14 protein-coding genes are annotated in these 21,964 nt (G+C 44.4%); 12 read left to right on the top strand and 2 right to left on the bottom strand.

Annotation, left to right across the window (positions count from 1 at the left end):
* Positions 1–170: 170 nt before the first annotated feature.
* The 5 genes from HYN49_RS02090 (at position 171) to HYN49_RS02110 (ending at position 7,820) form a co-directional block, all read left to right on the top strand.
* The gene (locus HYN49_RS02090) at positions 171–2,990 is read left to right on the top strand and encodes a TonB-dependent receptor (RefSeq protein WP_108902574.1); all 2,820 of its coding nucleotides are present in this window, start codon (positions 171–173) and stop codon (positions 2,988–2,990) included.
* 192 nt (positions 2,991–3,182) lie between these two features.
* The gene (locus tag HYN49_RS02095) at positions 3,183–4,367 is read left to right on the top strand and encodes a hypothetical protein (protein ID WP_108902575.1); all 1,185 of its coding nucleotides are present in this window, start codon (positions 3,183–3,185) and stop codon (positions 4,365–4,367) included.
* 160 nt (positions 4,368–4,527) lie between these two features.
* Complete coding sequence (locus tag HYN49_RS02100; protein ID WP_108902576.1) at positions 4,528–4,851, top strand: T9SS type A sorting domain-containing protein; 324 nt, start codon at positions 4,528–4,530, stop codon at positions 4,849–4,851.
* A 121-nt stretch (positions 4,852–4,972) separates the two neighbouring features.
* Positions 4,973–6,763 carry a T9SS type A sorting domain-containing protein gene (locus tag HYN49_RS15220; RefSeq protein WP_245892238.1) on the top strand — a complete coding sequence of 597 codons (1,791 nt, stop codon included), beginning with the start codon at positions 4,973–4,975 and terminating at the stop codon, positions 6,761–6,763.
* Between the two features lie 76 nt (positions 6,764–6,839).
* Positions 6,840–7,820 carry a LuxE/PaaK family acyltransferase gene (locus HYN49_RS02110; RefSeq protein WP_108904916.1) on the top strand — a complete coding sequence of 327 codons (981 nt, stop codon included), beginning with the start codon at positions 6,840–6,842 and terminating at the stop codon, positions 7,818–7,820.
* Here the strand turns inward: HYN49_RS02110 and HYN49_RS02115 are convergent, their stop codons facing one another.
* The gene (locus tag HYN49_RS02115; RefSeq protein ID WP_108902577.1) at positions 7,821–10,340 is read right to left on the bottom strand and encodes a DUF7619 domain-containing protein; all 2,520 of its coding nucleotides are present in this window, start codon (positions 10,338–10,340) and stop codon (positions 7,821–7,823) included.
* 72 nt (positions 10,341–10,412) lie between these two features.
* Positions 10,413–10,850: a retropepsin-like aspartic protease gene (locus HYN49_RS02120; protein WP_108902578.1), complete on the bottom strand. Its 438-nt coding sequence runs from the start codon at positions 10,848–10,850 to the stop codon at positions 10,413–10,415.
* An 81-nt stretch (positions 10,851–10,931) separates the two neighbouring features.
* Between HYN49_RS02120 and HYN49_RS02125 the strand changes: the two genes are divergently transcribed.
* From HYN49_RS02125 to HYN49_RS02155, 7 genes are all read left to right on the top strand, one after another.
* The gene (locus HYN49_RS02125) at positions 10,932–11,699 is read left to right on the top strand and encodes a TatD family hydrolase (RefSeq protein ID WP_108902579.1); all 768 of its coding nucleotides are present in this window, start codon (positions 10,932–10,934) and stop codon (positions 11,697–11,699) included.
* A gap of 62 nt (positions 11,700–11,761) precedes the next feature.
* Positions 11,762–12,898: a 1-acyl-sn-glycerol-3-phosphate acyltransferase gene (locus tag HYN49_RS02130; RefSeq protein ID WP_108902580.1), complete on the top strand. Its 1,137-nt coding sequence runs from the start codon at positions 11,762–11,764 to the stop codon at positions 12,896–12,898.
* On the top strand, positions 12,888–13,916 hold the full coding sequence (locus HYN49_RS02135) for an asparaginase (RefSeq protein WP_108902581.1): 1,029 nt from the start codon (positions 12,888–12,890) through the stop codon (positions 13,914–13,916). Before HYN49_RS02130 ends, HYN49_RS02135 begins: the two co-directional genes overlap by 11 nt.
* A 48-nt stretch (positions 13,917–13,964) precedes the next feature.
* Positions 13,965–14,297 carry a DUF6660 family protein gene (locus HYN49_RS02140; RefSeq protein WP_317045862.1) on the top strand — a complete coding sequence of 111 codons (333 nt, stop codon included), beginning with the start codon at positions 13,965–13,967 and terminating at the stop codon, positions 14,295–14,297.
* A 100-nt stretch (positions 14,298–14,397) separates the two neighbouring features.
* A complete protein-coding gene (locus HYN49_RS02145; RefSeq protein WP_108902583.1) occupies positions 14,398–18,750 on the top strand; it encodes a CusA/CzcA family heavy metal efflux RND transporter in 4,353 nt (1,450 codons plus the stop codon).
* Between the two features lie 5 nt (positions 18,751–18,755).
* Entirely contained in the window at positions 18,756–19,979 is a 1,224-nt protein-coding gene (locus HYN49_RS02150) for an efflux RND transporter periplasmic adaptor subunit (RefSeq protein ID WP_108902584.1), read from the top strand.
* A gap of 27 nt (positions 19,980–20,006) precedes the next feature.
* On the top strand, positions 20,007–21,950 hold the full coding sequence (locus HYN49_RS02155) for a heavy metal translocating P-type ATPase (protein WP_108902585.1): 1,944 nt from the start codon (positions 20,007–20,009) through the stop codon (positions 21,948–21,950).
* The last annotated feature ends 14 nt before the right edge of the window (positions 21,951–21,964 follow it).

The raw sequence follows: 21,964 nt of genomic DNA on the forward strand, positions 1-21,964 counted from the left end.
TAAGCGATTTGCGAGTGTAAATGTAAATATAAAACAAAACGAAATGCTGTATTTACGGTTATTTAATCTCTTAACATTTTGATAATATGACAGCAACAGAAACGTAACAACGTATTAACGCAAAATTTACATCGCCGGAGTTCCTTTGCAGCAAATTTAAAAACCCTGAGATGAGAATCAGCCATTTGATTATTACATTGCTTTTTTGCGTTACGGCCTTCGCCCAGAATAAAGGTACGGTATCGGGAACCATTACCGATAAAGATATGAACAATGAAACGCTGCCGTTTGCCAGCGTCACACTTAAAGGTACGTCAATCGGGTCGAGCACAGATATTGAAGGGAAATACACCCTTACTGCACCGGAAGGCACCTATACTATGGTCATCAGTTTTGTGGGTTATGAAACCCAGGAAGTGGCCGTGACAGTAAAGCCGAATGAAAACATCGTAGTAGACAGGGCACTCGGAAGCGGAAGCGTCAAACTCGAAGATGTTGTCGTAACCCAGAACATCAACCGTGAAAAAGAAGCGGTGTTATTGCTCGAGCAGAAAAATGCCACGGTAATCAAGCAAAGCATCGGTGCGCAGGAATTGTCCAGGAAAGGCGTGAGCGATGTGGAAGAAGGCCTGACAAAAATCACGGGGATCACAAAAGTAGGGTCGCGGGGACTTTTCGTCCGCGGATTGGAAGACCGATATAATAATTTACTGATAAACGGTCTGGCGGTTCCATCAAACAATCCGTTCCGGAAAATCATCCCGCTGGATTTGTTCCCGACGGATATCGTAAGTGCGATCGACGTTTACAAGACTTTCAATACCGATATTTATGGGGACTTTTCAGGAGGTACCTTTAATATCGGCACTTCAAAAGGAGGTAAAAGCATCACGAAGCTGAGCGTTGGTTTTGGCTATACGACAGACAACAACCTTTCGGACTTCAGCATGGCTGCAGATGCTAACGGATTTAAGGGTTTTATGGGGCTCACCGGAAAAGACCGCAAGTTGCCCGGGATTTTCGGAAATGCGCCGGTCAAGCGTCCGTTGGGAGGGCAGGAGTCCTTGGCGTCATTCAAGTCAGGATTTGATGTCGACACTAAAACGAGCCCGCTGAACAGCAGCATCGGCATATTGCACGGAGAGAAATTCACCTTGAAAAACGATGCTAAAATGTCCTATTTATTTTCGCTGAATTTTGAAAACAGTTATAAAGTAAGGGAAGGACTGGACAGGACCGTATTTGGAACTTCTTACGAAGACACTCCGACACCTACAGGCCAGTTTGACAACAACTTCACCAAAAAAAGTTTTGACTACGAAACCAATACTTCCGCATTGATAGGCTTAAATTACAAAACCGATGCCTGGGATCTTGGCATGAATATATTCTATTTAAGGAACACTGTAAGTTCAATCCAGGACCAGTTGGGTGTTTCAAACGCAGAATTGCAAAATCCGGATCACTTCTTCAGGACAAACCAATTGGACCAATCTGACTACCTGACGGCACAGCTTACCGGAAAATACAACCTCACCAAGGACAAAAACCAAACCCTTAAAAGTGGCGTGTCATTCACAAAAACCTCTTACCAGCAGCCTGACAGGAAATTCCTCGAAGGGACCAGGGAAGGAGACAACCTGGTGATGTCCTATGGCGGTAACGACCTGCTTCGCCAGTATTTCGATATCTCGAATGATTTCTATTTTTCGGCTATGGCTGAATATGCGCTGAAATTCGGAAAAGGTGAAGACAAAAACCAGGTCTTTACGTTTGGCTATAACGGAAACGCCTCTATGTCAGAATCATCATACCGTTTCGTAGGAAGTTATGACAGGGGTGTCGGAATATTTACATTGCCACTGAACAATATCGATGCCACTGTCGCGTTGGATCTTGCCAATGAACGGTTTTATTTCGAGGAAAGTTCAAACGCGCAGTACCGTGTGAAACTGATGGAAAGCACCAATGCGGCGTACGCCAACATCCTGTACCACTTCGGAGAGAAATGGGAACTGAATGCAGGACTGCGTGGCGAGATGGCGATGCGTGAAACCAAATTCAGGAGGAACGGTTCGTTCGACCAGAAATTTGAAAAGAAGACCTTCGATAAATTTTACGCTTTGCCATCGGTGAACGTTAAATATGCACTATCGGACAGGGCCAACTTAAGGCTTGCAACGGGCATCACTTACACGAAACCCGTGCAGATCGAGGCTTTGGCGATTTCTTACCTTAATGCCGATGGCACTTCGATCAACGGAAACCCAAACCTGGTAAACAGCGACAATTACAATGTGGATTTCAAATACGAAATCTTCCCGACCAGCAAGGAAATGTTTGCGGTAGGCGTTTTCGGCAAGAAAATAAACAATGCCATTGAAAGGAATTTCCAGTCCACTGCAAGCGGATTCATTACCACTTATTTCAACACGGGCGACGCTACATTGTATGGTGCCGAACTGGAATTCATTTTTGATTTCGCACGGATCAGCAAAAGCCTGTCCGACCTGTCGTGGGGATTCAACACCTCGCTGATGCAAACCCACGTCAAAGCAAATGAGTATGTGGTAAACAACACGGAAGACGCAGAATTGGTCAAATCATCTGAAACCCACCGCGAAAGGGATCTGCAGGGCGCTTCAAAATGGCTTGTCAATACTGACCTGAAATACCAGTTCAACTTAGGAAAGGAATGGAGCAACACGGTTTCGGCAGTATATTCGGTATTCGGGAAAAGGATTTTCAGTGTGGGAAGCAAGCCGTTTGACCACATTTATGAGCTTCCGCTAAGCAAACTGGATTTGGTTTGGTCAAGCAAGGTAAACGAACATCTTGATTTCAAATTTTCTGCAGACAATATCCTGAACCCTAAAGTAAAATTCGAACTGGGCGAAAACAGCAATACCAACTTTGTTGAAAGCTCAAGGATATTGCAGGATTACAAGCGAGGCGTAGGATTTTCACTTGGCTTTTCGTACACCTTTTAAAGATTTTTATTTGATTTAGTTGAAAATTAAGGCTGTCTTCGGGCGGCCTTTTCTAATTACATAAAATCAACGTGCTTAACATTGGCTTAATAATTTTATCAGCTTAAGCTAACCTTATTATAACAATGGGATAACTCCTTTCAAAAAGTGCCATGATACCTTTGTGGCATAAAATTTAAATTAAACAACAACATGAAAAAATTAGTTTTTAGTCTTGCAATTATCGCATCTATCTTTACAGGATGCAGCAGTGATGATGAAGGTACAGCGCAGCCTGTAGTAGGGGAAATCACCGGAACCATTTCAGCGAATACCACTTATGCGTATGGAAATTACACGCTTAAAGGGATTGTAAAAATCGCTTCAGGTGTAACGGTTACTTTCGACGCAGGATCTACAATTACAGCAAACAAAACAACAGGTGATAACGCTTTGGTTGTATTGAACGGGGGAAAACTGATCATCAACGGTACTGCTTCACAGCCTGTAGTATTCACAGAGGCTTCACAAACACCTGGATCCTGGGGTGGAATCATCATGTATGGCGATGCGCCGATCAAAGCTATCGGAGGTGCCGTAACAGCTACTTCTGAAGATGGAAACAACCAGACTTACGGTGGTACCAACGCAGCGCATAATGGCGGTTCATTGAACTATGTAAGGGTAGAATATGCCGGTGCAAAATTGGCTGATGGTACTAAAGAAAACAATGCTTTTACGTTTTACTCAGTAGGATCGGGCACGCATCTGGACCACCTTGTGGCTTATAAAGGTGCTGATGATGGTTATGAGTTCTTCGGTGGAACAGTGAGCGCTACAAACCTGATTTCTTATGGAAATTATGACGATGCCTTTGACTGGCAGGATGGATGGCAAGGACAGGAAAACAGCAACTGGTATGGTTACCAGACTGTAAAAGGAAATTACGGAATGGAAATCGAAGCGTCAAGCAACGACAATGCCTTCTTCCCTAAAGTGACCAATGTGACTTTAAAAAGAGCTGCAGGAACGACACCTGAAACCGCAGGCGCTATCGAAATCGATGCATTCCAGTTCAAGAAGCAAGGAAACGGGGATTTCAGCAATGTTGTGATTGAAGGTTACGGAGATTATACTGAAGGAGCTACCGTTTATCACGGTGCTGCAGTAAAAATCCAGGATGCAACGACGAATACAGCCCAGGTTTTGACTTCAAAAATCAAAATTACCAATGCTAAAATTTCAGGAACTACACAAACGACTCCTGTAGGTGCGACCGTTGACATCATCGTAGCTTTCCCTGCAAATACGTTTACCACTTCTACGACAGCTACAGGCGCGTCTTCATTGACTGCAGGAAACTGGGCTACCGTAGGAACCACAAACCTTTTGCAATAATCAATAGAGCTGGTTTAACGCCAATTAATAATACTGAAAACACTTCTCTTTACGGGAAGTGTTTTTATTTTGCGGCAATTGTTAAATTTTTCCTGTTTTTAATACCGATGCATTTTTACGATTTATTTTTTCATACTTTTACCCCATAAAACTACCCCAAATGCAAAGAAATTACTTTTTTATGTTTCTGCTAATGTGCTGCTTATCCTTCGCCGGTGTTTCCGCCCAGGATAACAAGACACAGCCTGCTGTTACTGAAGGGTTGAATTTCTACCCTAATCCGGTTAGCAACGGCAAGATTTATATCACTTCTAAAAACAGCCTGGAAAAAGACATTGCCATTTTTGATGTATTGGGCAAAAAGGTCTTCCAGCAAACCACTACAAGTAAAGAGGTAAACATCTCTACGCTTTCTCCCGGCGTTTACATCATTAAAATCAAGGAAGGTGACGCTACGGCCACCAGAAAACTGATTGTCAAGTAATTATTATTTTCAACATATTTACTTTTTGTTATAAATTAACCATTCTTTTACACTATTTGTTTTAAACAAAACAAAATTGTGTTTATCTTTGCCGCGTAAAAACTTAATTAAAATTCATAAAATGAAAAAACTTTACACTTTATCTTTAGTGTTGTTTGCTTCCGCTGCTTCTTTTGCTCAGTTTTATTCTGAGAGCTTTGGAACGCCAACAGGAACGACACTTTTCCCTGCTTATGCAACAGGTACCGCTCCTGCGACATTTGACAATGGCGCTCCAATCGTTTATGGTGGAAATGCAGACGTAAGGATTACCGGTGCTTCTTCTGGTTATGCCGGTGCAACAGGAAGCGGAAATGCTTTTATCGGAACTGCAGCAGGCGTTGGAAAAGTGATGCAGATTGACGGTCTTGACACATCAGCTTACAACTCAGCGGATCTCGTATTGAGTTTTGGTATGACCATTTCAAATAATGGCGGAAACCCGATGATACTGGAGCAAAGTACAGATGCTACAAACTGGTCTCCAATTGCCTATACTGCTGCTGCTACAGGATGGAACCTTGTGAGCATCGGTGGTGGCGCCATTGAATCTTCAGGTACGTTATCCCTTAGATTTACGAATCCTGGTGGAACGGCACAGGTAAGGATCGATGATATCTCATTATCCGAAGGCGCTGTGACACCTGCCTGCAGCCTGATTTTCGGAACTGTGGCCAAATCCTGCGACGCTATAACCTCAGGAACAGATACTTATACTGTAACAATTCCTTTTACTGGTGGTGGTACAAATCCTTACACGCTTAACGTTGATTCTGGATCTATCGGCGGCGATGACCCAACAAGCATGGATTCAGGAAACATTGTCATTACAGGCATTGCTGAAGGTACTGCTATCGTTTTCACAGCTGAAGGAGGCGATTGTAACCTGACGGTAAACGTAACTTCACCTGATTGTACTCCTGCTCCAACCGGAGTAACGCTTCCATACACAAACAACTTTGCTTATGCTGCTGGTGCAACTTTGTCAGCTCAGCCAGACTGGACTATCCAAAGTGGTACAACTGATGAGATTATGGTTGCTGCAGGAAATCTTGATTACACTGGAATAGCTTCTGTTGGGAATTCAATCACTTTTGATGGAACAGGAATTGACAATGCGATCATTTTTGACACACAAACTTCAGGTACTGTGTATTATTCTTTTCTTTTGAATATTAGCTCAATGACTGGTGTAACAGAGCCTAACGGAGGTTATTTTGCAGGTTTGGGTTCAAGCGGAACTAATTTCGGAGCTACGCTTTGGTCTAAAGCTGTAAGCGACACTAGCTTTAATCTTGGTACTGAAGTTAGGACAGCCAGTGGAACAAATACGTCTTGGGCAGCTGATACATACCAAACTGGCCAAACTTATTTTGCAGTTCTAGGCTATACATTTGGTGACGCTGCTACTGCATCGGATGATACAGTTAACCTATGGATCGATCCTACAGTTGGTGGTGCACAACCAGCAACATCGACAATCGGAGATGCTCACACAGGAGCTGACCTTGCATCAATCAACAGATTCTTCTTCCGTCAGGACAGTGCTACTGAAACTCCTGGAATCCAAATCGATGCATTGAGAATCGGTACTACATGGGAATCTGTAACAGCATCAAACCTTAGTATTAAAGACAACAATATTGCTGGCCTTAAAGTGTATCCAAACCCGGTATCTAACGGTACTTTCTTCATCGAGACTGCAGCAAATGCTGAGAAAGCAGTAGTGGTGTATGATGTATTGGGCAAGCAGGTTGTAAACACTACAACGACTACTAATGCAATAAATGTTTCCAACCTTAAAGGTGGTGTTTACATCGTAAAAATCACTGAAAACGGTAATACAGCTACAAGGAAAATGGTTATCAAATAATCAACTTCTGATATGATTATAAAAGCGCTCTTTATGGGCGCTTTTTTTATTTTAATTACTTTTGCAAAAAAATCCCTTGATCAACCCCTCAGATATATTTACCATCTCTTCCCAGAAGCAATTTGAAAAAATGGCGCTGAAGGTATTCAGGTACCAGCATGAACACAATGCGGTTTACAGGCAATTCTGCGACCTGCTGAAGACAGAAAAACAGGAAGTGAAATCACTCGTACAGATCCCATTCCTGCCCATACAGTTTTTTAAGACGCATAAAGTCCTTTCAGGCACAGATGAAGTGCAGGAAACCTTCACCAGCAGCGGGACAACGGGCATGGCAACGAGCCGGCACCTCATCGCCGATTTAAGCCTTTATGAAACAAGTTACCGCAAAGCATTTACAGCTTTTTACGGAAATATAGAAGATTATGCTATATTGGCCCTGCTTCCCTCCTACCTGGAGCGTGAAGGTTCCTCACTAATTTATATGGTTGAAGACCTGATCCGGATGACAAACAATCCGGACAGCGGTTTTTACCTGTTCAACCACGATGATCTGATAAAAAAAATGGCCCGGCTGGAATCACAAAATCAAAATACGATCCTTATTGGGGTCACCTATGGCTTATTGGATCTGCTCGAGAAACAATCTTTCAGCCTAGACAACACCATCATTATGGAAACCGGCGGGATGAAAGGCAGGCGCAAGGAGATGATCCGTGAGGAATTACATCAAGTCCTTTGTGAAGGTTTCGGGGTCAATGCCATCCATTCAGAGTATGGCATGACAGAATTGCTGTCGCAGGCTTATTCTTTCGGAAACGGTATTTTTGAATGCCCGCCCTGGATGCATATCATGATCCGTGATACAGAAGATGCGTTAACTTATATGGAAGACGGAAAGACAGGCGGCATCAATGTTATTGATCTGGCAAATATCAATTCCTGTTCGTTTATAGCCACGCAGGATTTGGGAAAAAAATACCCCAACAGTGCTTTCGAAGTGCTGGGGCGTTTTGATCATTCGGACGTCCGTGGATGTAACCTGATGGTATTGTAATTATTGTTTTATCAGCTTTAGGGTTTCTACTCCATTTTCCGATTTAAGTTTCAAGAGATAGATTCCGGCAGACATTCCTGAAAGATTCATCTCAGCACGATTGGCATTGATATTTTCAGACAACAGGCTTTTTCCTGAAATATCCATCAGCTCCAAAGACTTTATCATTTTGCTTCCGGTCATTGAAACCGACACTTTATCTTTCGCCGGATTTGGATATACCCTAAAATCTGTTTCACTTACGTCGTTAACACCGAGCTGCGACACAAATTCCGTCTGGAAAGTATTTGTAACAATAGCAGGGTTAAAATCAAAATAAATAGATGCGGTATTCGGGATGATATCACCCAATTCAAAACCTGGTTCCGGTTTCACTTCAAAAGTGACATAACCATGCCCTATTGTGGTATTTTCTTCTGATGGTGGCAAATCAATTGCTGTAAACTTCCATGTCAGTTCGTTCCCGTTGCGTTCCAGCACATAGGGCGCGGAAGCGCCAACCATACGGACGGTATTCTCATCCAACATCGCATCAAGGGTATCGGTTATGGAAACATTTTGCGCATTGGCGGTTCCGGTATTCTCAAACTGGATTGTGTAGGTAAGGGTATCATCCGCAGAAAAACCAGAGAAAAGGATTTTCCCGCCATGTTTTTCAGTTTTATCATTCGGGTCCCACGAACCCACAATCATTGCCGTTGAAAAATCGCTGTTGTTGTATGGAAAAGCATCATTTTCAGAAATGTTCCCGCTTACGGTATTGGTAAGTAATTGCCCTAAATCCACCTCAGGGATTGGCGGAACCTGCATCATTACATACATATAGCGGGTTTCGAAAGGCTGAAGGTCTGTAAAATTATAGGTAAACCCTGAAGCAGAAACAATGGCACCCGGCTCAGAAACCGCTGTGACAGTTGTCAATCCGTCAGCATTAAAAAATACGGTGCCCGAAGCAATGGCCTGGCTGCCGTTGTTGGTATATTCAACAAGATTCTGGTATTCAAATCCCGGTCTCGGCGGAAATCCAGCCTGTAGCAAACTGACTTTCAAATCATATGATGCAGACACGGCTGTTACCGGAAAATAATACGTGGTATCACTGCTGGGTGTAATATTTTCATATGACGCTGTTGTTAGCGTGTACAATGAAGCATATTGAGGATCAATTTCAAAATAAACATCATAAGAGTCCATGGACGAACCATAAATCAACGCCTCTCCCAAATACGGGTAGATGTATTGCTGATCTTCTGTGTCGTTTTTAACATAACGGAATTGTCCTAATGAAAATGCAGCTTCCCCATCATCTTTGATGTTATTGCCATTGGCATCCACAAAAGCCTTCAGCCTGATGCCGCCGGAAGGAAACACCGTGATGGTAATGATGTTAGTCTGCGTTGCCAGCAATGTTTGCCCCGTGACATCGTAGCCGTCTACCGTTGAAACAAAATCCAGTGCGCCATTGGCAATATCCTGTTCCGTAACAATATAATGGCCTGTCAGGCTCGTTACAACTCCGGGCAGCAATGTCCCTACAACTCCGTTATTGTCTAACACCATACCCTGTGGAATCGCAGTGCTGAGCGTCACATTGTAAAGCGTAACCATTCCTGTATTGGTTATATCGTATGTCATAACGATTTCATTACCATTTTGATAGGTAGTCATCATCATAGACAGTTCCGGGGCCGGGGCCTGATTGAGCATTGTAACCGTGGGGTTGTCATTCCCGTTTTCAGGATTCCCCTCATCTGAAACATCTGTAACCTGGTTTCCTGCCGGATCCGTTCCGATTACAGCCGCAGAATTGATTACAAAACCTGCATTTACATTCGCATCGGTAATAATATAAGCCGTGGCAAGGAAAGCCGTCTGCCCGGGAAGCAATGTTGACGGTGTCACAGGAACAAGAATCGAACCCGTCAACGCGTCATTGATGGCAAGGTTACTGATGGTGGTAGTTCCCGTATTGGTTACCGTAAAGTAATACGTGATGAGATCACCTGCCTGGCCATTTCCATTAACAGCGGCTGTTTTTATAAGCTGGAGCGAAGAAATGTTCTGCGGTGGCGTAAGCAAAGTGATCGTCGGGTTGCTGTCGCCGTTTGAAGGATCGCCGTCGTCCGAACTCATGTCGAAATCAGCACCATCCTGAGTAGAGACATGGATCGTAGCAGTATTCTCCACAAAGCCTGCATCGATATCATTCTGGTTGATAATATAATTCGAGTTGAAATTCCTGCTGTCACCGGGATACAACGTTTGCATGTCTAAATTATCCATTCCCACCAGCGGATCAGTCAATGTTATCGTCATTGGAACCGGACCGTTATTGACAATGTGAAACGTATAAGCGATATTGTCGCCCGGACTCAGCCCAACCGGATTCACATCCAGGTAAATACCGGTTACGAAAAATTCTACAGGGCCGGATACGGTTTTATCACGCGCCATCAGGCCTGAAAATTGAAGTACGGAGAAGAGAAGCGCAAGCAGAAACGGAGTGTAGTTTTTTTTCATAATTGGAAATTTATTGGTCAAATATATTCTTTTTAACAGGCCAAAGGCACGCGTAGTCAAAGTGCTACAACATCATTTCAGGTAAAGGCAATGGTTGTAATAATCAATAATCCCTTTGCCTTTCATCAGCACATCGGCCCCAATGATCCCATGCACGGTCTTTACCCCATGCTGTGTCAAAGCTTCATTTACATGTGACAAATCAAAAATAACGAGGTCAAGATCATCACATTTCCAGCGTACTACCTGCAATTGGTTGCCCAATGACAATTGCGTTACCATTCCCGTAGCGCCGGCACCGGCAGCTTTGGTTTTGGATTTTTTGGCTTTCAACAAGAACAGTTCAATGGACTCAAACCCTACACAGCTGTTTGAAGCGCCTGTATCCAGAATGAAATTTCCCGCGACACCATTGATTTTTGCTTTAATAAGTAAATGCTGGGTTTTGGTAATCCTGAACTTGATTTTTTTATACTTTTCCTGTTTCAGGATGTCGTGAAGGTCTTTCATAATCTCGGTTGAGTGTCAAAAATAGCCAAAATCCGAAAACCTTTGGCCTCAAAAAACTAACTTTGCATTTTATTTAAATTTATGCTCCTTACCGACACCCACGCCCATATTTACAGCGAAGAATTTGCCGACGACCGCGACGCGATGATGCAACGCGCGTTTGAATCCGGTGTGAAGCGTATTTTCGTGCCATCAATCGGTTCGTCATACACTGACAAAATGTATGCGATGGAAGCGCAATATCCAGAGTCCGTTTTCCTGATGATGGGTCTGCACCCGACGTATGTCAAAGAAAACTTCGAAGCTGAATTACAGCATGTGGAACATGAACTTTCCCGTCGGAAGTTCGCTGCCATAGGCGAAATCGGGATCGACCTGTATTGGGACAAATCGACCTTAGACATCCAGAAAATCGCTTTCCGCAGGCAGATCCAATGGGCGAAACAGTACAAATTGCCCATCAACATTCATTGCCGCGAAGCTTTTGATGAAATTTTCGAAATCCTTGAAGAAGAAAAATCTCGGGAATTATGGGGGATCTTCCATTGCTTCGCCGGAGATTATCAACAGGCGCTGCAAGCCATTTCACTGAATATGAAACTCGGGATCGGCGGTGTGGTCACTTTTAAAAACGGAAAAATCGACCAATTCCTGAACCAGATCGACATCAGCAATATCGTTTTGGAAACCGATGCGCCATACCTCGCTCCGGTACCTTTCCGCGGCAAGCGCAACGAAAGCAGTTACATCAGCAATGTAGTGGCAAAGCTTTCAGAAATTTACGGACTTCCGGCAGGCGACATCGCCCACATTACTACAGAAAATTCGAAAGCTGTTTTTGGGATTTAATAAAAAGAAAACAAGCATGTCAATAAATTTTCGTTCTTTTGTTAAGCTATTAAAAATCCGACATGCAGAAGTTTGACGCCATTCGTCCTTTTTATGATGCCGAAGTAAACGAGGCCATCCAGAAAGTCGCAAACCATCCGATGATGAAAGCGCTGATGAATTTTACTTTTCCGGATCTGGCCGATGATGTCTGGAAGGAACAGCTTAAACGCACCTATTCCATCCGCGATTTCCAATGCAATTACATCTATCAGTCTGTGCAGCAGGTGCTTCGCAAGAGCTCGGACGGCCTGACGACTTCAGGTTTTGAAAAGCTTGAGCCGAATACTTCTTATCTTTTTATCTCAAACCACCGCGATATCATCCTCGATACGTCGTTGATCAACGCCTCGCTTTTCGATCACGGATTGGTCATGACGGCCTCTGCGATTGGTGACAACCTTGTCAAAAAATCATTTTTGCATGCGCTTTCAAGACTGAACAGGAATTTCCTCGTGCTGCGCGGGCTCCCGCCAAGGGAATTGCTGCAAAGTTCAAAATTGATGGCAGAATATATTGCGCAATTGCTGCTACGCGAAAATCGTTCCGTATGGATTGCACAGCGCGAGGGCCGCACCAAAGACGGGAATGATGCCACACATCCGGGTGTTTTGAAAATGCTCGCCATGGGATCGGATGAAAATAATCTGATGGATTATTTCAGGAAAGTAAGATTGGTCCCGATTTCTATTTCGTATGAATATGATCCGACCGATGCTTTGAAGATGCCGCAACTGATGGCTGAAGCGAACAACGAAATTTACATCAAGGAAAAAAACGAAGATTTCATGACGCTGCTCAGCGGAATCATGGGCCAGAAAAAACGCATCCACATTCACGTGGGTGACGTTTTGGATGATGAAATTGAGGCCATCAAGCAGGAATTCGACAACTCCAACAAGCAAATCCAGGCTTTGGCACAGGCGATTGACGATTCGATTTTATCTTCATACCATCTTTGGCCTACAAATTATATCGCTTACGACATCCAGAACAATACTGACAAATACAAATCACATTACACTGAAAATGAAAAAATGCTGTTCGAGCGCCGCCTTGAAATGCGTATCGATGAAAGTGACCCTATGCAGGTGCAGCGTTTCCTCGCGATGTATGCCAATCCTGTAGTGAATAAATCAAAATACCACAATGTCGTCTAAACCGGGAATCCTTTTAATTTACACCGGCGGCACCATCGGGATGATGAAGGATTTCGAAACCGGCGCGCTCAAGGCTTTCAATTTCAGCAAACTCCAGCAGAAAATCCCGGAACTGAAACAACTCGATTGCAATATCGAGACCATTTCATTCGAGCAGCCCATCGACTCTTCCAATATGAATCCTGAAAAATGGATACAGATTGCCACCATCATTGAAGAAAACCATGAGCGTTTTGATGGATTTGTAGTGTTGCATGGTTCGGATACGATGTCATATTCTGCATCTGCGCTGAGCTTTATGCTCGAAAATCTTTCAAAACCGGTCATTTTCACCGGATCGCAACTGCCTATCGGGGATTTGCGGACTGATGCCAAGGAAAACCTGATTACGGCGATACAAATCGCATCGCTTCAGCATAAGAGCAAACCGGTAATCAGGGAAGTCTGCCTTTATTTCGAATACAAACTGTACCGTGGCAACCGCACGACGAAAATCAACGCGGAGCATTTTAATGCTTTTGCCTCCCCAAATTATGCGCCACTGGCAGAATCCGGTGTACACCTTAAATTCAACCCTGAATTGTTTTTGCCAAAAACCAGTACCAAAAAATTATTGGTACATAAAAACCTCAACAACCACGTCGCTATCGTGAAAATGTTCCCCGGAATCAGTGAAACGGTACTTTCTGCCATCGTCAATATTCCCGGGCTTCAGGGCATTGTGTTGGAGACTTATGGTGCCGGCAATGCCACTACGGAGGATTGGTTCATCCTATTGCTTAAAAAAGCCATTAAAAACGGGCTTTATGTCGTAAATGTCACGCAATGTTCCGGCGGCAGCGTCAGCATGGGCCATTATGAGACGAGTACTTCACTGAAAAAAATCGGGGTGATTTCAGGAAAAGACATCACTACCGAAGCTGCGATTACAAAGTTGATGTATTTGTTGGGCCAGCATGTGGCTCCGAACGTTTTCAAAACCATCTTTGAAACACCCTTGCGCGGAGAAATTCAATAAGGATATATTAATCCTGTTTTATTTAAAATCTTTACTATTTTTACGGCTGTGAAATTTTCGAGCACCATATTGTCAATGTTATTCCTCATTTTATCCTGCATGCCATGCGCCGATGCAGAAATCGATAATGTGGCTACACGAACGACAAAAACGGTTGCCGGAAATCACTCCGGACATGATGCTGAAAAACACAATGATGCGTGCTCTCCTTTCTGCATCTGCAATTGCTGCGGTGTTCAGGTACTGAATTTTACAGCACCGTTGGCTTTCAATATTCCCGATGCTGCAGTAAATGTCACTTCTAAATTAGAAATCCTTTACAAATCACATATGGCTTCCATGTTCTCCGGAAGCATCTGGCAACCGCCTCAAATAGCATAATGATGCCCGTCCCGAAGCATGGGAACGGGTAGAAAATTTGTGTATTTATTACATCTTAAAGGCATCTCCTCCTTTAATTTTCACTCATTATACTATTTAAATGTTAGATAAAATCATACAATTCAGCATCAATAATAAATTTATTATTGGGCTGTTTACAGTAATCCTGATGGCAATCGGAAGCTATTCCGCGTACACACTGCCCATCGATGCCTTGCCAGACATCACCAACAACCAGGTGCAGATCATTACCAGTTCGCCCACACTGGCCACGCAGGAAGTGGAGCAATTCATTACTTACCCCATCGAACAATCCGTAAAACCGATCCCTGATGTCATTGAGCTTCGTTCCATCAGCCGTTTCGGGCTGAGCGTTGTGACGGTGGTATTTAACGAACATGTCGATATTTACTGGGCCAGGGCGCAAATATCAGAACGCCTAAAAGCCGCCGAAGCCTTGATTCCGGAAGGTGTTGGCTCCCCGGAAATGGCTCCCGTCAGTACGGGTTTGGGCGAAATCTACCAATACGTGGTCTTCCCCGAAAAAGGCTATGAAGGCAAATATACGGCGACCGACCTTCGCACAATCCAGGATTGGATCATCAAGCCGCAGCTTATCGGTACCAAAGGCGTTGCGGAAGTCAATACTTTGGGCGGAAGCCTGAAACAATACGAGATTGCCGTCCAGCCCGACAAGCTCAAAAGCATGAATACGACGATCTCCGAAATATTCGATGCACTTGAAAACAACAATGAAAATACCGGCGGAGCGTACATCGATAAAAAGCCGTACGCCTATTTCATCCGCGGCATCGGTATGGTGAATGGTATCGATGATATCAATAAAATCGTGGTCAAAACCCAAAATGATATTCCAATACTGATTCGTGATGTGGCCACCGTACAAATCGGAAGCAGCATCCGTTATGGTGCCGTAACTAAGGACGGTAAAGGCGAGGAAGTGTCCGGCATGGTGATGATGCTCAAAGGCCAGAACAGCGGCGAGGTCGTAAAATTGGTCAAGGCGAAAATGGAACAAATCAAAAAATCCCTTCCAAAAGGCGTATCCATCGAACCTTTCATGGACCGCACAAAACTCGTCGACAAAGCCATCAGCACCGTCGAAAAAAACTTAATCGAAGGGGCATTAATCGTCATTTTTATATTGGTTTTATTGCTCGGGAACTGGCGTGCCGGTTTGGTTGTAGCATCGGTGATCCCGTTGTCGTTATTATTCGCCATCAGCATGATGAAGCTCTTTGGCGTAAGCGGGAATCTCATGAGTCTGGGCGCCATTGATTTCGGTTTGATTGTCGACGGCGCGGTAATCATTGTTGAAGGATCGTTGTTCTACCTCGAACATACAAAGAATAAGAAAAGGCTTTCACAACAACAAATGGACGAAGCCGTTGGAAACAGCACCAAAAAACTGATGAGCAGTGCCGCTTTCGGGCAGATGATCATCCTGATTGTCTATTTCCCGATTTTATCGCTCGTGGGTATTGAAGGAAAAATGTTCGGCCCGATGGCACAAACGGTTTCCTTTGCCATTATCGGTGCTTTTATCTTATCGCTCACCTATGTGCCGGTGGTATCTTCCATCGCATTGAGCAAAGAACCCGGTCATCAGAAAAACATCAGCGATAAAATCATCAACGGACTTTACGGTTTCTATGCGCCCTTACTGGAAAAAGCCTTGAAAGTAAAAGCCCTGACCCTCGGAATGGCTTTCGGGTTGCTCCTGATCGCTTTACTTATATTCCACTCCCTCGGCGGCGAATTCATCCCAACGCTCGACGAAGGCGACATCGCCACGCATTTTATCATCGCATCAGGAAGCTCGCTCTCACAGGAAATTGAGACAACCACCAAAGCCGAAAAAATCCTAAAAGCGAAGTTTCCCGAAATCAAAATGATCGTTACAAAAATCGGCTCGGCAGAAATCCCGACCGACCCCATGCCCGTCGAAGCCGGTGACATGATTATTTTGCTGAAAGACAAAAGCGAATGGACATCAGCGGATTCCAAAGAAGCGCTCATGGAAAAAATGGAAAAAGCACTTGAAGACATTCCGGGCGCTTCCACTGAATTTTCACAGCCGATACAAATGCGTTTCAACGAACTCATGACCGGCGTGCGCAGCGATGTAGCCATTAAGATTTTCGGCGACAATATCGAGATGCTCGTCAGCAAGGGCGATGAAGTGCTGCAGCTCATCAAAGGTATCGAATGGGTTTCGGATGCCAAAGCAGAACGCGTGGCCGGTTTACCGCAGATCACCATCCGTTATAACAAGGACAAACTCGCGCTGTACGGACTTAAAATCGGCGACCTGAATAAAGTCGTCCGTATGGGCTTTGCCGGAGAAGCCGCCGGTGTCGTTTATGAAGGTGAAAAGCGGTTTGATATCGTCGTAAGGCTGGACAGCAGCAACCGCCGTGACATTTCGAATTTAAAATCGCTGTACGTGACGCTGCCGTCCGGGAACCAGATTCCGCTGGAGCAAATCGCCGACGTGAATTTTGAGGACGGCCCGATGCAGATTTCACGGGAAGAAGGAAAACGCCGCATTGTGGTAGGATTCAATGTGCGTGGTGCAGATGTAAAATCGGTCGTAGAGAAAATCCGGGCAAAACTCGATGAAAAACTCAGACTCCCCGAAGGATATTACACCACTTACGGCGGGCAGTTTGAAAACCTGGTCGATGCCAACAAGCGCCTTGCCATTGCCGTTCCGGCGGCATTGGTGTTGATTTTGGTATTGTTGTATTTCACATTTCATTCCATAAAGCAATCGCTGTTGATTTTTACCGCGATCCCGTTATCGGCGATTGGCGGAATTTTTGCGCTTTGGCTGCGCGGCATGCCTTTCAGTATTTCGGCAGGTGTTGGTTTCATTGCGCTTTTCGGAGTGGCGGTACTCAACGGAATTGTATTGATCGGCTATTTCAACCAATTAAAATCAGAAGGAATGACTGACATTTATGAGCGTATTAAAGAAGGCACGAAAGTGCGGTTGCGTCCCGTAATCATGACCGCAGCCGTAGCATCATTAGGTTTTTTACCGATGGCGATCAGCAGCAGCGCGGGTGCTGAAGTACAGAAACCCTTGGCAACGGTAGTCATCGGAGGATTGATTACGGCAACATTGCTGACACTTATCGTTTTACCGATTTTGTATTTGTATTTCGAAAGAGGAATTAAAAATAATTTTCCAAAGCAGATAAACACCATCATGATCCTCGGTTTGAGCCTGTTCTCATTTAACGGGAATGCGCAACCAACCCAAAGTTTAGACATAAAACAGGCCGTGGAGATCGGATTGAAAAACAACCTGAACGTGCAGGCTTCCGAACTTGATTCAAAGATGCACGCCCAATTAATCAAAACTGCCGTCGACATCCCGAAAACAGAAATCAATGGTACATTCGGACAGATCAATTCCGCTTTGCAAGATAAAAACCTGAGCATTTCCCAAACCTTCAATCCTTTCCAAATCAGTGCCAAAAGAAACCTGCTTCGTGAGAATGACCATGCAAGCCAGATCAAATTAGGCATTTCCAAACAGGAAATGACATTAAATGTACGGCAGGCCTGGAATGAATTGCTCTTTTATCAAAAACAGAATCAGCTGTTGCAAACGCAGGACGTGATCATGCAGAAATTCGTAAGATCAGCCATACTGAAATTTGAAACCGGCGAAAGCAGCGCTTTGGAAAAATCGATAGCCGCTGCAAAACAGCAGGAATTGGAGCAGCGCATCAGGCAAAACAACGCACGGATCCGTTCCCAGAAAACCAATATCCGGATGTTGCTGAATATGGCCGGCGACTTTACGGTGTCAGACACTGCTTTTATCCCGATGCCTTTCAGCGTTCCTGCCGATTCCACAATGGTAAGACAAAATCCTTCATTGCAACTCTCCGAAAAGCAGGTACAAATTGCCGAAGCCACGCGCAAAGTCGAAAAAGCAAACCTGTTCCCGGATATTTCCGCAGGATATTTTATCCAATCCATAACCGGAAACCAGGAGTGGAATGGACAAATGACATCCTACGACAATTCCCTGCATTTCCAGGGATTTTCAGTTGGCGTTGCCGTACCCATTTTTGCCGGAAGCGCCGTTGCGAAAGCGAAGGCCGCTGCAACGAACAGCGAACGGGAACAGAAAAATGCCACTTATTTACAGGCACAATTGAAAAGCGAGTTCATACAGCAACAGGAAAATCTCGTCACGTATCAGTCGCAGATCGATTTCTACAATACCACAGCCATCCCGAATGCAAACCTTATCGGCAAGAATGCTGCAAAAGCCTACCAGAACGGAGATATTTCATACGTTGAATATGTCCAGAGCATCGAAACCGCACTCGACATCAGGCTTAATTTCCTCCAGGCCATCAACAATTACAACCAGACGGTCATTAATCTTTTGTACTTAACAAATCAATAATTACGATGAAAAAGAAACATTTTATATACGTCATTGCTATTGCTGCCATTTCACTCATCACTTATTTCGTCTGGCCGCGTTCCGAAACTGACGGGCATGAGCACGAGTCCGCCAGACCTGAAAAAACGGATACAGTTGCCGAAATAGAAACACCCGCTTCAAAAGAAGTCCAACTCAACGAAGCGCAATACCATGCGTCGGAAATTGAATTGGGAACCTTTTCCTCGAAAAACCTGAGCGCCGTAATTTCTGCCAATGGCTATACCAAACTGCCTCCGCAAAACGAAGCGGAAGTATCAGTATATATGCCGGGAATCGTGCGATCCATAAATATCATCGAAGGGCAGGCTGTACGGAAAGGACAGGTTTTGGCCACGATTGAAAGCCCGGAATTCGCAAGTATCCAGCAGGAATATAAAACTTCGAAAAGCAGCCTGGAGTTCCTGAAGCTCGAGTTTGACCGCCAGAAAACCCTGAGCGATGAAGGCGTGAATTCGAAAAAAACATTCCAGAAAACAAAATCAGAATATGAAATCGAGAAAGCGCGTTTCAATTCATTGCAAAGGCAAATGCATTTACTGAACATCAACGGCAATTCGAATGCGACGACCACTGCGCCTGTTTTAGCTCCCATTTCAGGATTCATTACAGAAATCAATATCAAGATCGGCAGCAATGCAGAAGCCGGAAAACCGCTGTTAGGGATTGTCGACAATTCCAAACTGCACGTGGATTTATTGGTTTACGAAAAAGACCTGCATAAGGTAAAACCCGGGCAAAATGTACGATTCGTTTTGACAAACCAGGACAATTCTGAAATCATGGGGAAAATATTCAGCGTAGGCAAAGCATTTGAAAATGAAACCAAATCCGTTGCCGTACATGCCGACATTTCAAACGACAAGCAGAAGCTGATCCCCGGAATGTATGTCAATGCACTAATTGATATCGGCGCAAGTGCAGTCGATGCCTTACCGATTGATGCCGTTATTAAAGCTGATGGACGCGAATTTATTTTTATCCTTCAAAATATGGAAGACGACCCTAAACAGGGAAAAATGTACCATTTTCAAAGGATTGAAGTGAAGTCTGGTACGGCACAATTGGGTTATGTACAGGTTGCAACTTTACAACCGCTTGAAAAAGATGCCGAAATTGTGCTGAAAGGTGCTTATTACATCCAAAGCCATTTATTAAAAAGTGAAGGTGGTGGCGAACATGAACATTAAGCCACAATTTAATTGTAAATTTAAGCTATGGAAAATACCGATACATGCTGTAAAGATCCTATTTTAAAAGATCACGACCACGATGACCATGATCATGAAGGCGGAACCGGTGAATCCATATGGCAAAGCCATTGGCAACTGTTATTGTCGGTAGCCGTTTTATTCGTAATGCTGTCGCTGGAATTCGGTTTTGACTACATCCCGGCATTTCCGTTTAACCTGATTATTTTCAGTATAGCATATTTGCTGTCGGGGTATAATGTCCTTTATCTCGCCTGGCGCAAAGCCCTTCGTTTCGATTTCTTCAATGAATTTTTCCTGATGAGCGTGGCCACTATTGGCGCTTTTGCCATTGGCTCCTATAGCGAAGGCGTTGCGGTGATGGCATTTTATGCTATCGGCGAATGGTTTCAGGATGCGGCCGTCAATCGGGCAAAACGCAGCGTCAAGGCATTGCTCGACATCCGCCCGGACGAAGTGGCTGTGAAGCGTGATGGAAATGTATCTGTGATCCATCCGAAAGAGGTCAAACCTGGGGAAATCATCCAGGTAAAACCCGGCGGAAAAGTAGCACTCGATGGCGAGTTGCTTTCCGAAAAGGCAGCATTCAATACCGCAGCGCTTACGGGCGAAAGCAAACCAGACAGTAAATCCAAAGGTGACATCGTTTACGCAGGAATGATCAACCTGAATACCGTTGCAGAAATCAGGGTAACTTCAGGATTTCAGGATAGCAAACTGAGCAGGATTTTAGAAATGGTGCAGGATGCGACAGCAAGGAAATCGCAAACACAATTGTTCATCAGCCGTTTCGCAAAAGTGTATACGCCGATTGTATTTGCGCTGGCCCTGGCAGTTTGCCTTATACCGTATTTTTTGGTCGAGGCTTATATTTTCAATGTTTGGTTTTACAGGGCTTTGGTGTTTTTGGTGATCAGTTGCCCTTGTGCATTGGTGGTTTCCATTCCGCTTGGATATTTCGGCGGCATCGGACTCGCATCAAGAAACGGGATCCTTTTCAAGGGTTCCAATTTCCTTGATGTGATGACGCAAATCGACACCGTTGTAATGGACAAAACCGGAACGCTTACCCAAGGTGTTTTCCAGGTGCAGCAAATCGTGGCCAATGATATGGAAGAACAGGATCTGGTAAAATTGGCAGCAGCCATCGAAACCCATTCGACACATCCTATTGCACAGGCCATTGTACAACATGTTGGAAAAGATTTGGTTAACGGGATTGCTGTTTCTGAAGTGGAGGAAATTTCCGGGCACGGCTTAAAAGGCTTATTTGACGGAAAGGAAATCCTCGCAGGCAACACCAGGCTGATGCAAAAATTCAGCATTGATTATCCCAAAGAAATCAACAGCATTGTCTATACGATTGTTGTTGTTGCGGTTGATAAAAAGTACAAAGGCTATATCACGATTGCCGATAAGATAAAGGAAGATGCGGAGCAGTCCATAAAAGATTTGCACGCCTTAAACATAAAAACGGTCATGCTCTCCGGCGACAAACAATCCGTTGTTAATGAAGTTGCCAATACACTCGGGATTGACGATGCCTATGGCGATTTGTTGCCTGAAGGTAAAGTGGAGAAAGTAGAAGTGTTAAAATCCGAAGGCAAACGCATTGCATTTGTCGGTGATGGGGTAAACGATGCGCCCGTTGTGGCATTAGCCGACGCCGGCATTGCCATGGGCGGCCTGGGCAGCGATGCCACCATTGAAACCGCCGATATTGTGATCCAAAACGACCAGCCTTCAAAAATTGTCACCGCCATTAAAATCGGCAAACTGACCAAACAGGTAGTGTGGCAGAATATCATCATGGCAATGGTGGTAAAATTGATTGTGCTGGGTTTGGGTGCAGGAGGCATTGCTACATTGTGGGAGGCGGTGATTGCCGATGTAGGTGTGGCGTTATTGGCGATATTGAATGCGGTGAGGATCCAGAAGATGAAAGTATGAAAGACGGATTAGCT

The sequence above is a fragment of the Flavobacterium pallidum genome, assembly GCF_003097535.1.
GTDB lineage: Bacteria > Bacteroidota > Bacteroidia > Flavobacteriales > Flavobacteriaceae > Flavobacterium > Flavobacterium pallidum.

What these genes read in the sequence shown, in the direction of transcription:
- HYN49_RS02090 (WP_108902574.1), top strand. Translation starts at nt 171, where the DNA reads ATGAGAATCAGCCATTTGATTATTACATTGCTTTTTTGCGTTACGGCC.
- HYN49_RS02095 (WP_108902575.1), top strand. Translation starts at nt 3,183, where the DNA reads ATGAAAAAATTAGTTTTTAGTCTTGCAATTATCGCATCTATCTTTACA.
- HYN49_RS02100 (WP_108902576.1), top strand. Translation starts at nt 4,528, where the DNA reads ATGCAAAGAAATTACTTTTTTATGTTTCTGCTAATGTGCTGCTTATCC.
- HYN49_RS15220 (WP_245892238.1), top strand. Translation starts at nt 4,973, where the DNA reads ATGAAAAAACTTTACACTTTATCTTTAGTGTTGTTTGCTTCCGCTGCT.
- HYN49_RS02115 (WP_108902577.1), bottom strand. Translation starts at nt 10,340, where the DNA reads ATGAAAAAAAACTACACTCCGTTTCTGCTTGCGCTTCTCTTCTCCGTA.
- HYN49_RS02120 (WP_108902578.1), bottom strand. Translation starts at nt 10,850, where the DNA reads ATGAAAGACCTTCACGACATCCTGAAACAGGAAAAGTATAAAAAAATC.
- HYN49_RS02125 (WP_108902579.1), top strand. Translation starts at nt 10,932, where the DNA reads ATGCTCCTTACCGACACCCACGCCCATATTTACAGCGAAGAATTTGCC.
- HYN49_RS02130 (WP_108902580.1), top strand. Translation starts at nt 11,762, where the DNA reads ATGCAGAAGTTTGACGCCATTCGTCCTTTTTATGATGCCGAAGTAAAC.
- HYN49_RS02135 (WP_108902581.1), top strand. Translation starts at nt 12,888, where the DNA reads ATGTCGTCTAAACCGGGAATCCTTTTAATTTACACCGGCGGCACCATC.
- HYN49_RS02145 (WP_108902583.1), top strand. Translation starts at nt 14,398, where the DNA reads ATGTTAGATAAAATCATACAATTCAGCATCAATAATAAATTTATTATT.
- HYN49_RS02150 (WP_108902584.1), top strand. Translation starts at nt 18,756, where the DNA reads ATGAAAAAGAAACATTTTATATACGTCATTGCTATTGCTGCCATTTCA.
- HYN49_RS02155 (WP_108902585.1), top strand. Translation starts at nt 20,007, where the DNA reads ATGGAAAATACCGATACATGCTGTAAAGATCCTATTTTAAAAGATCAC.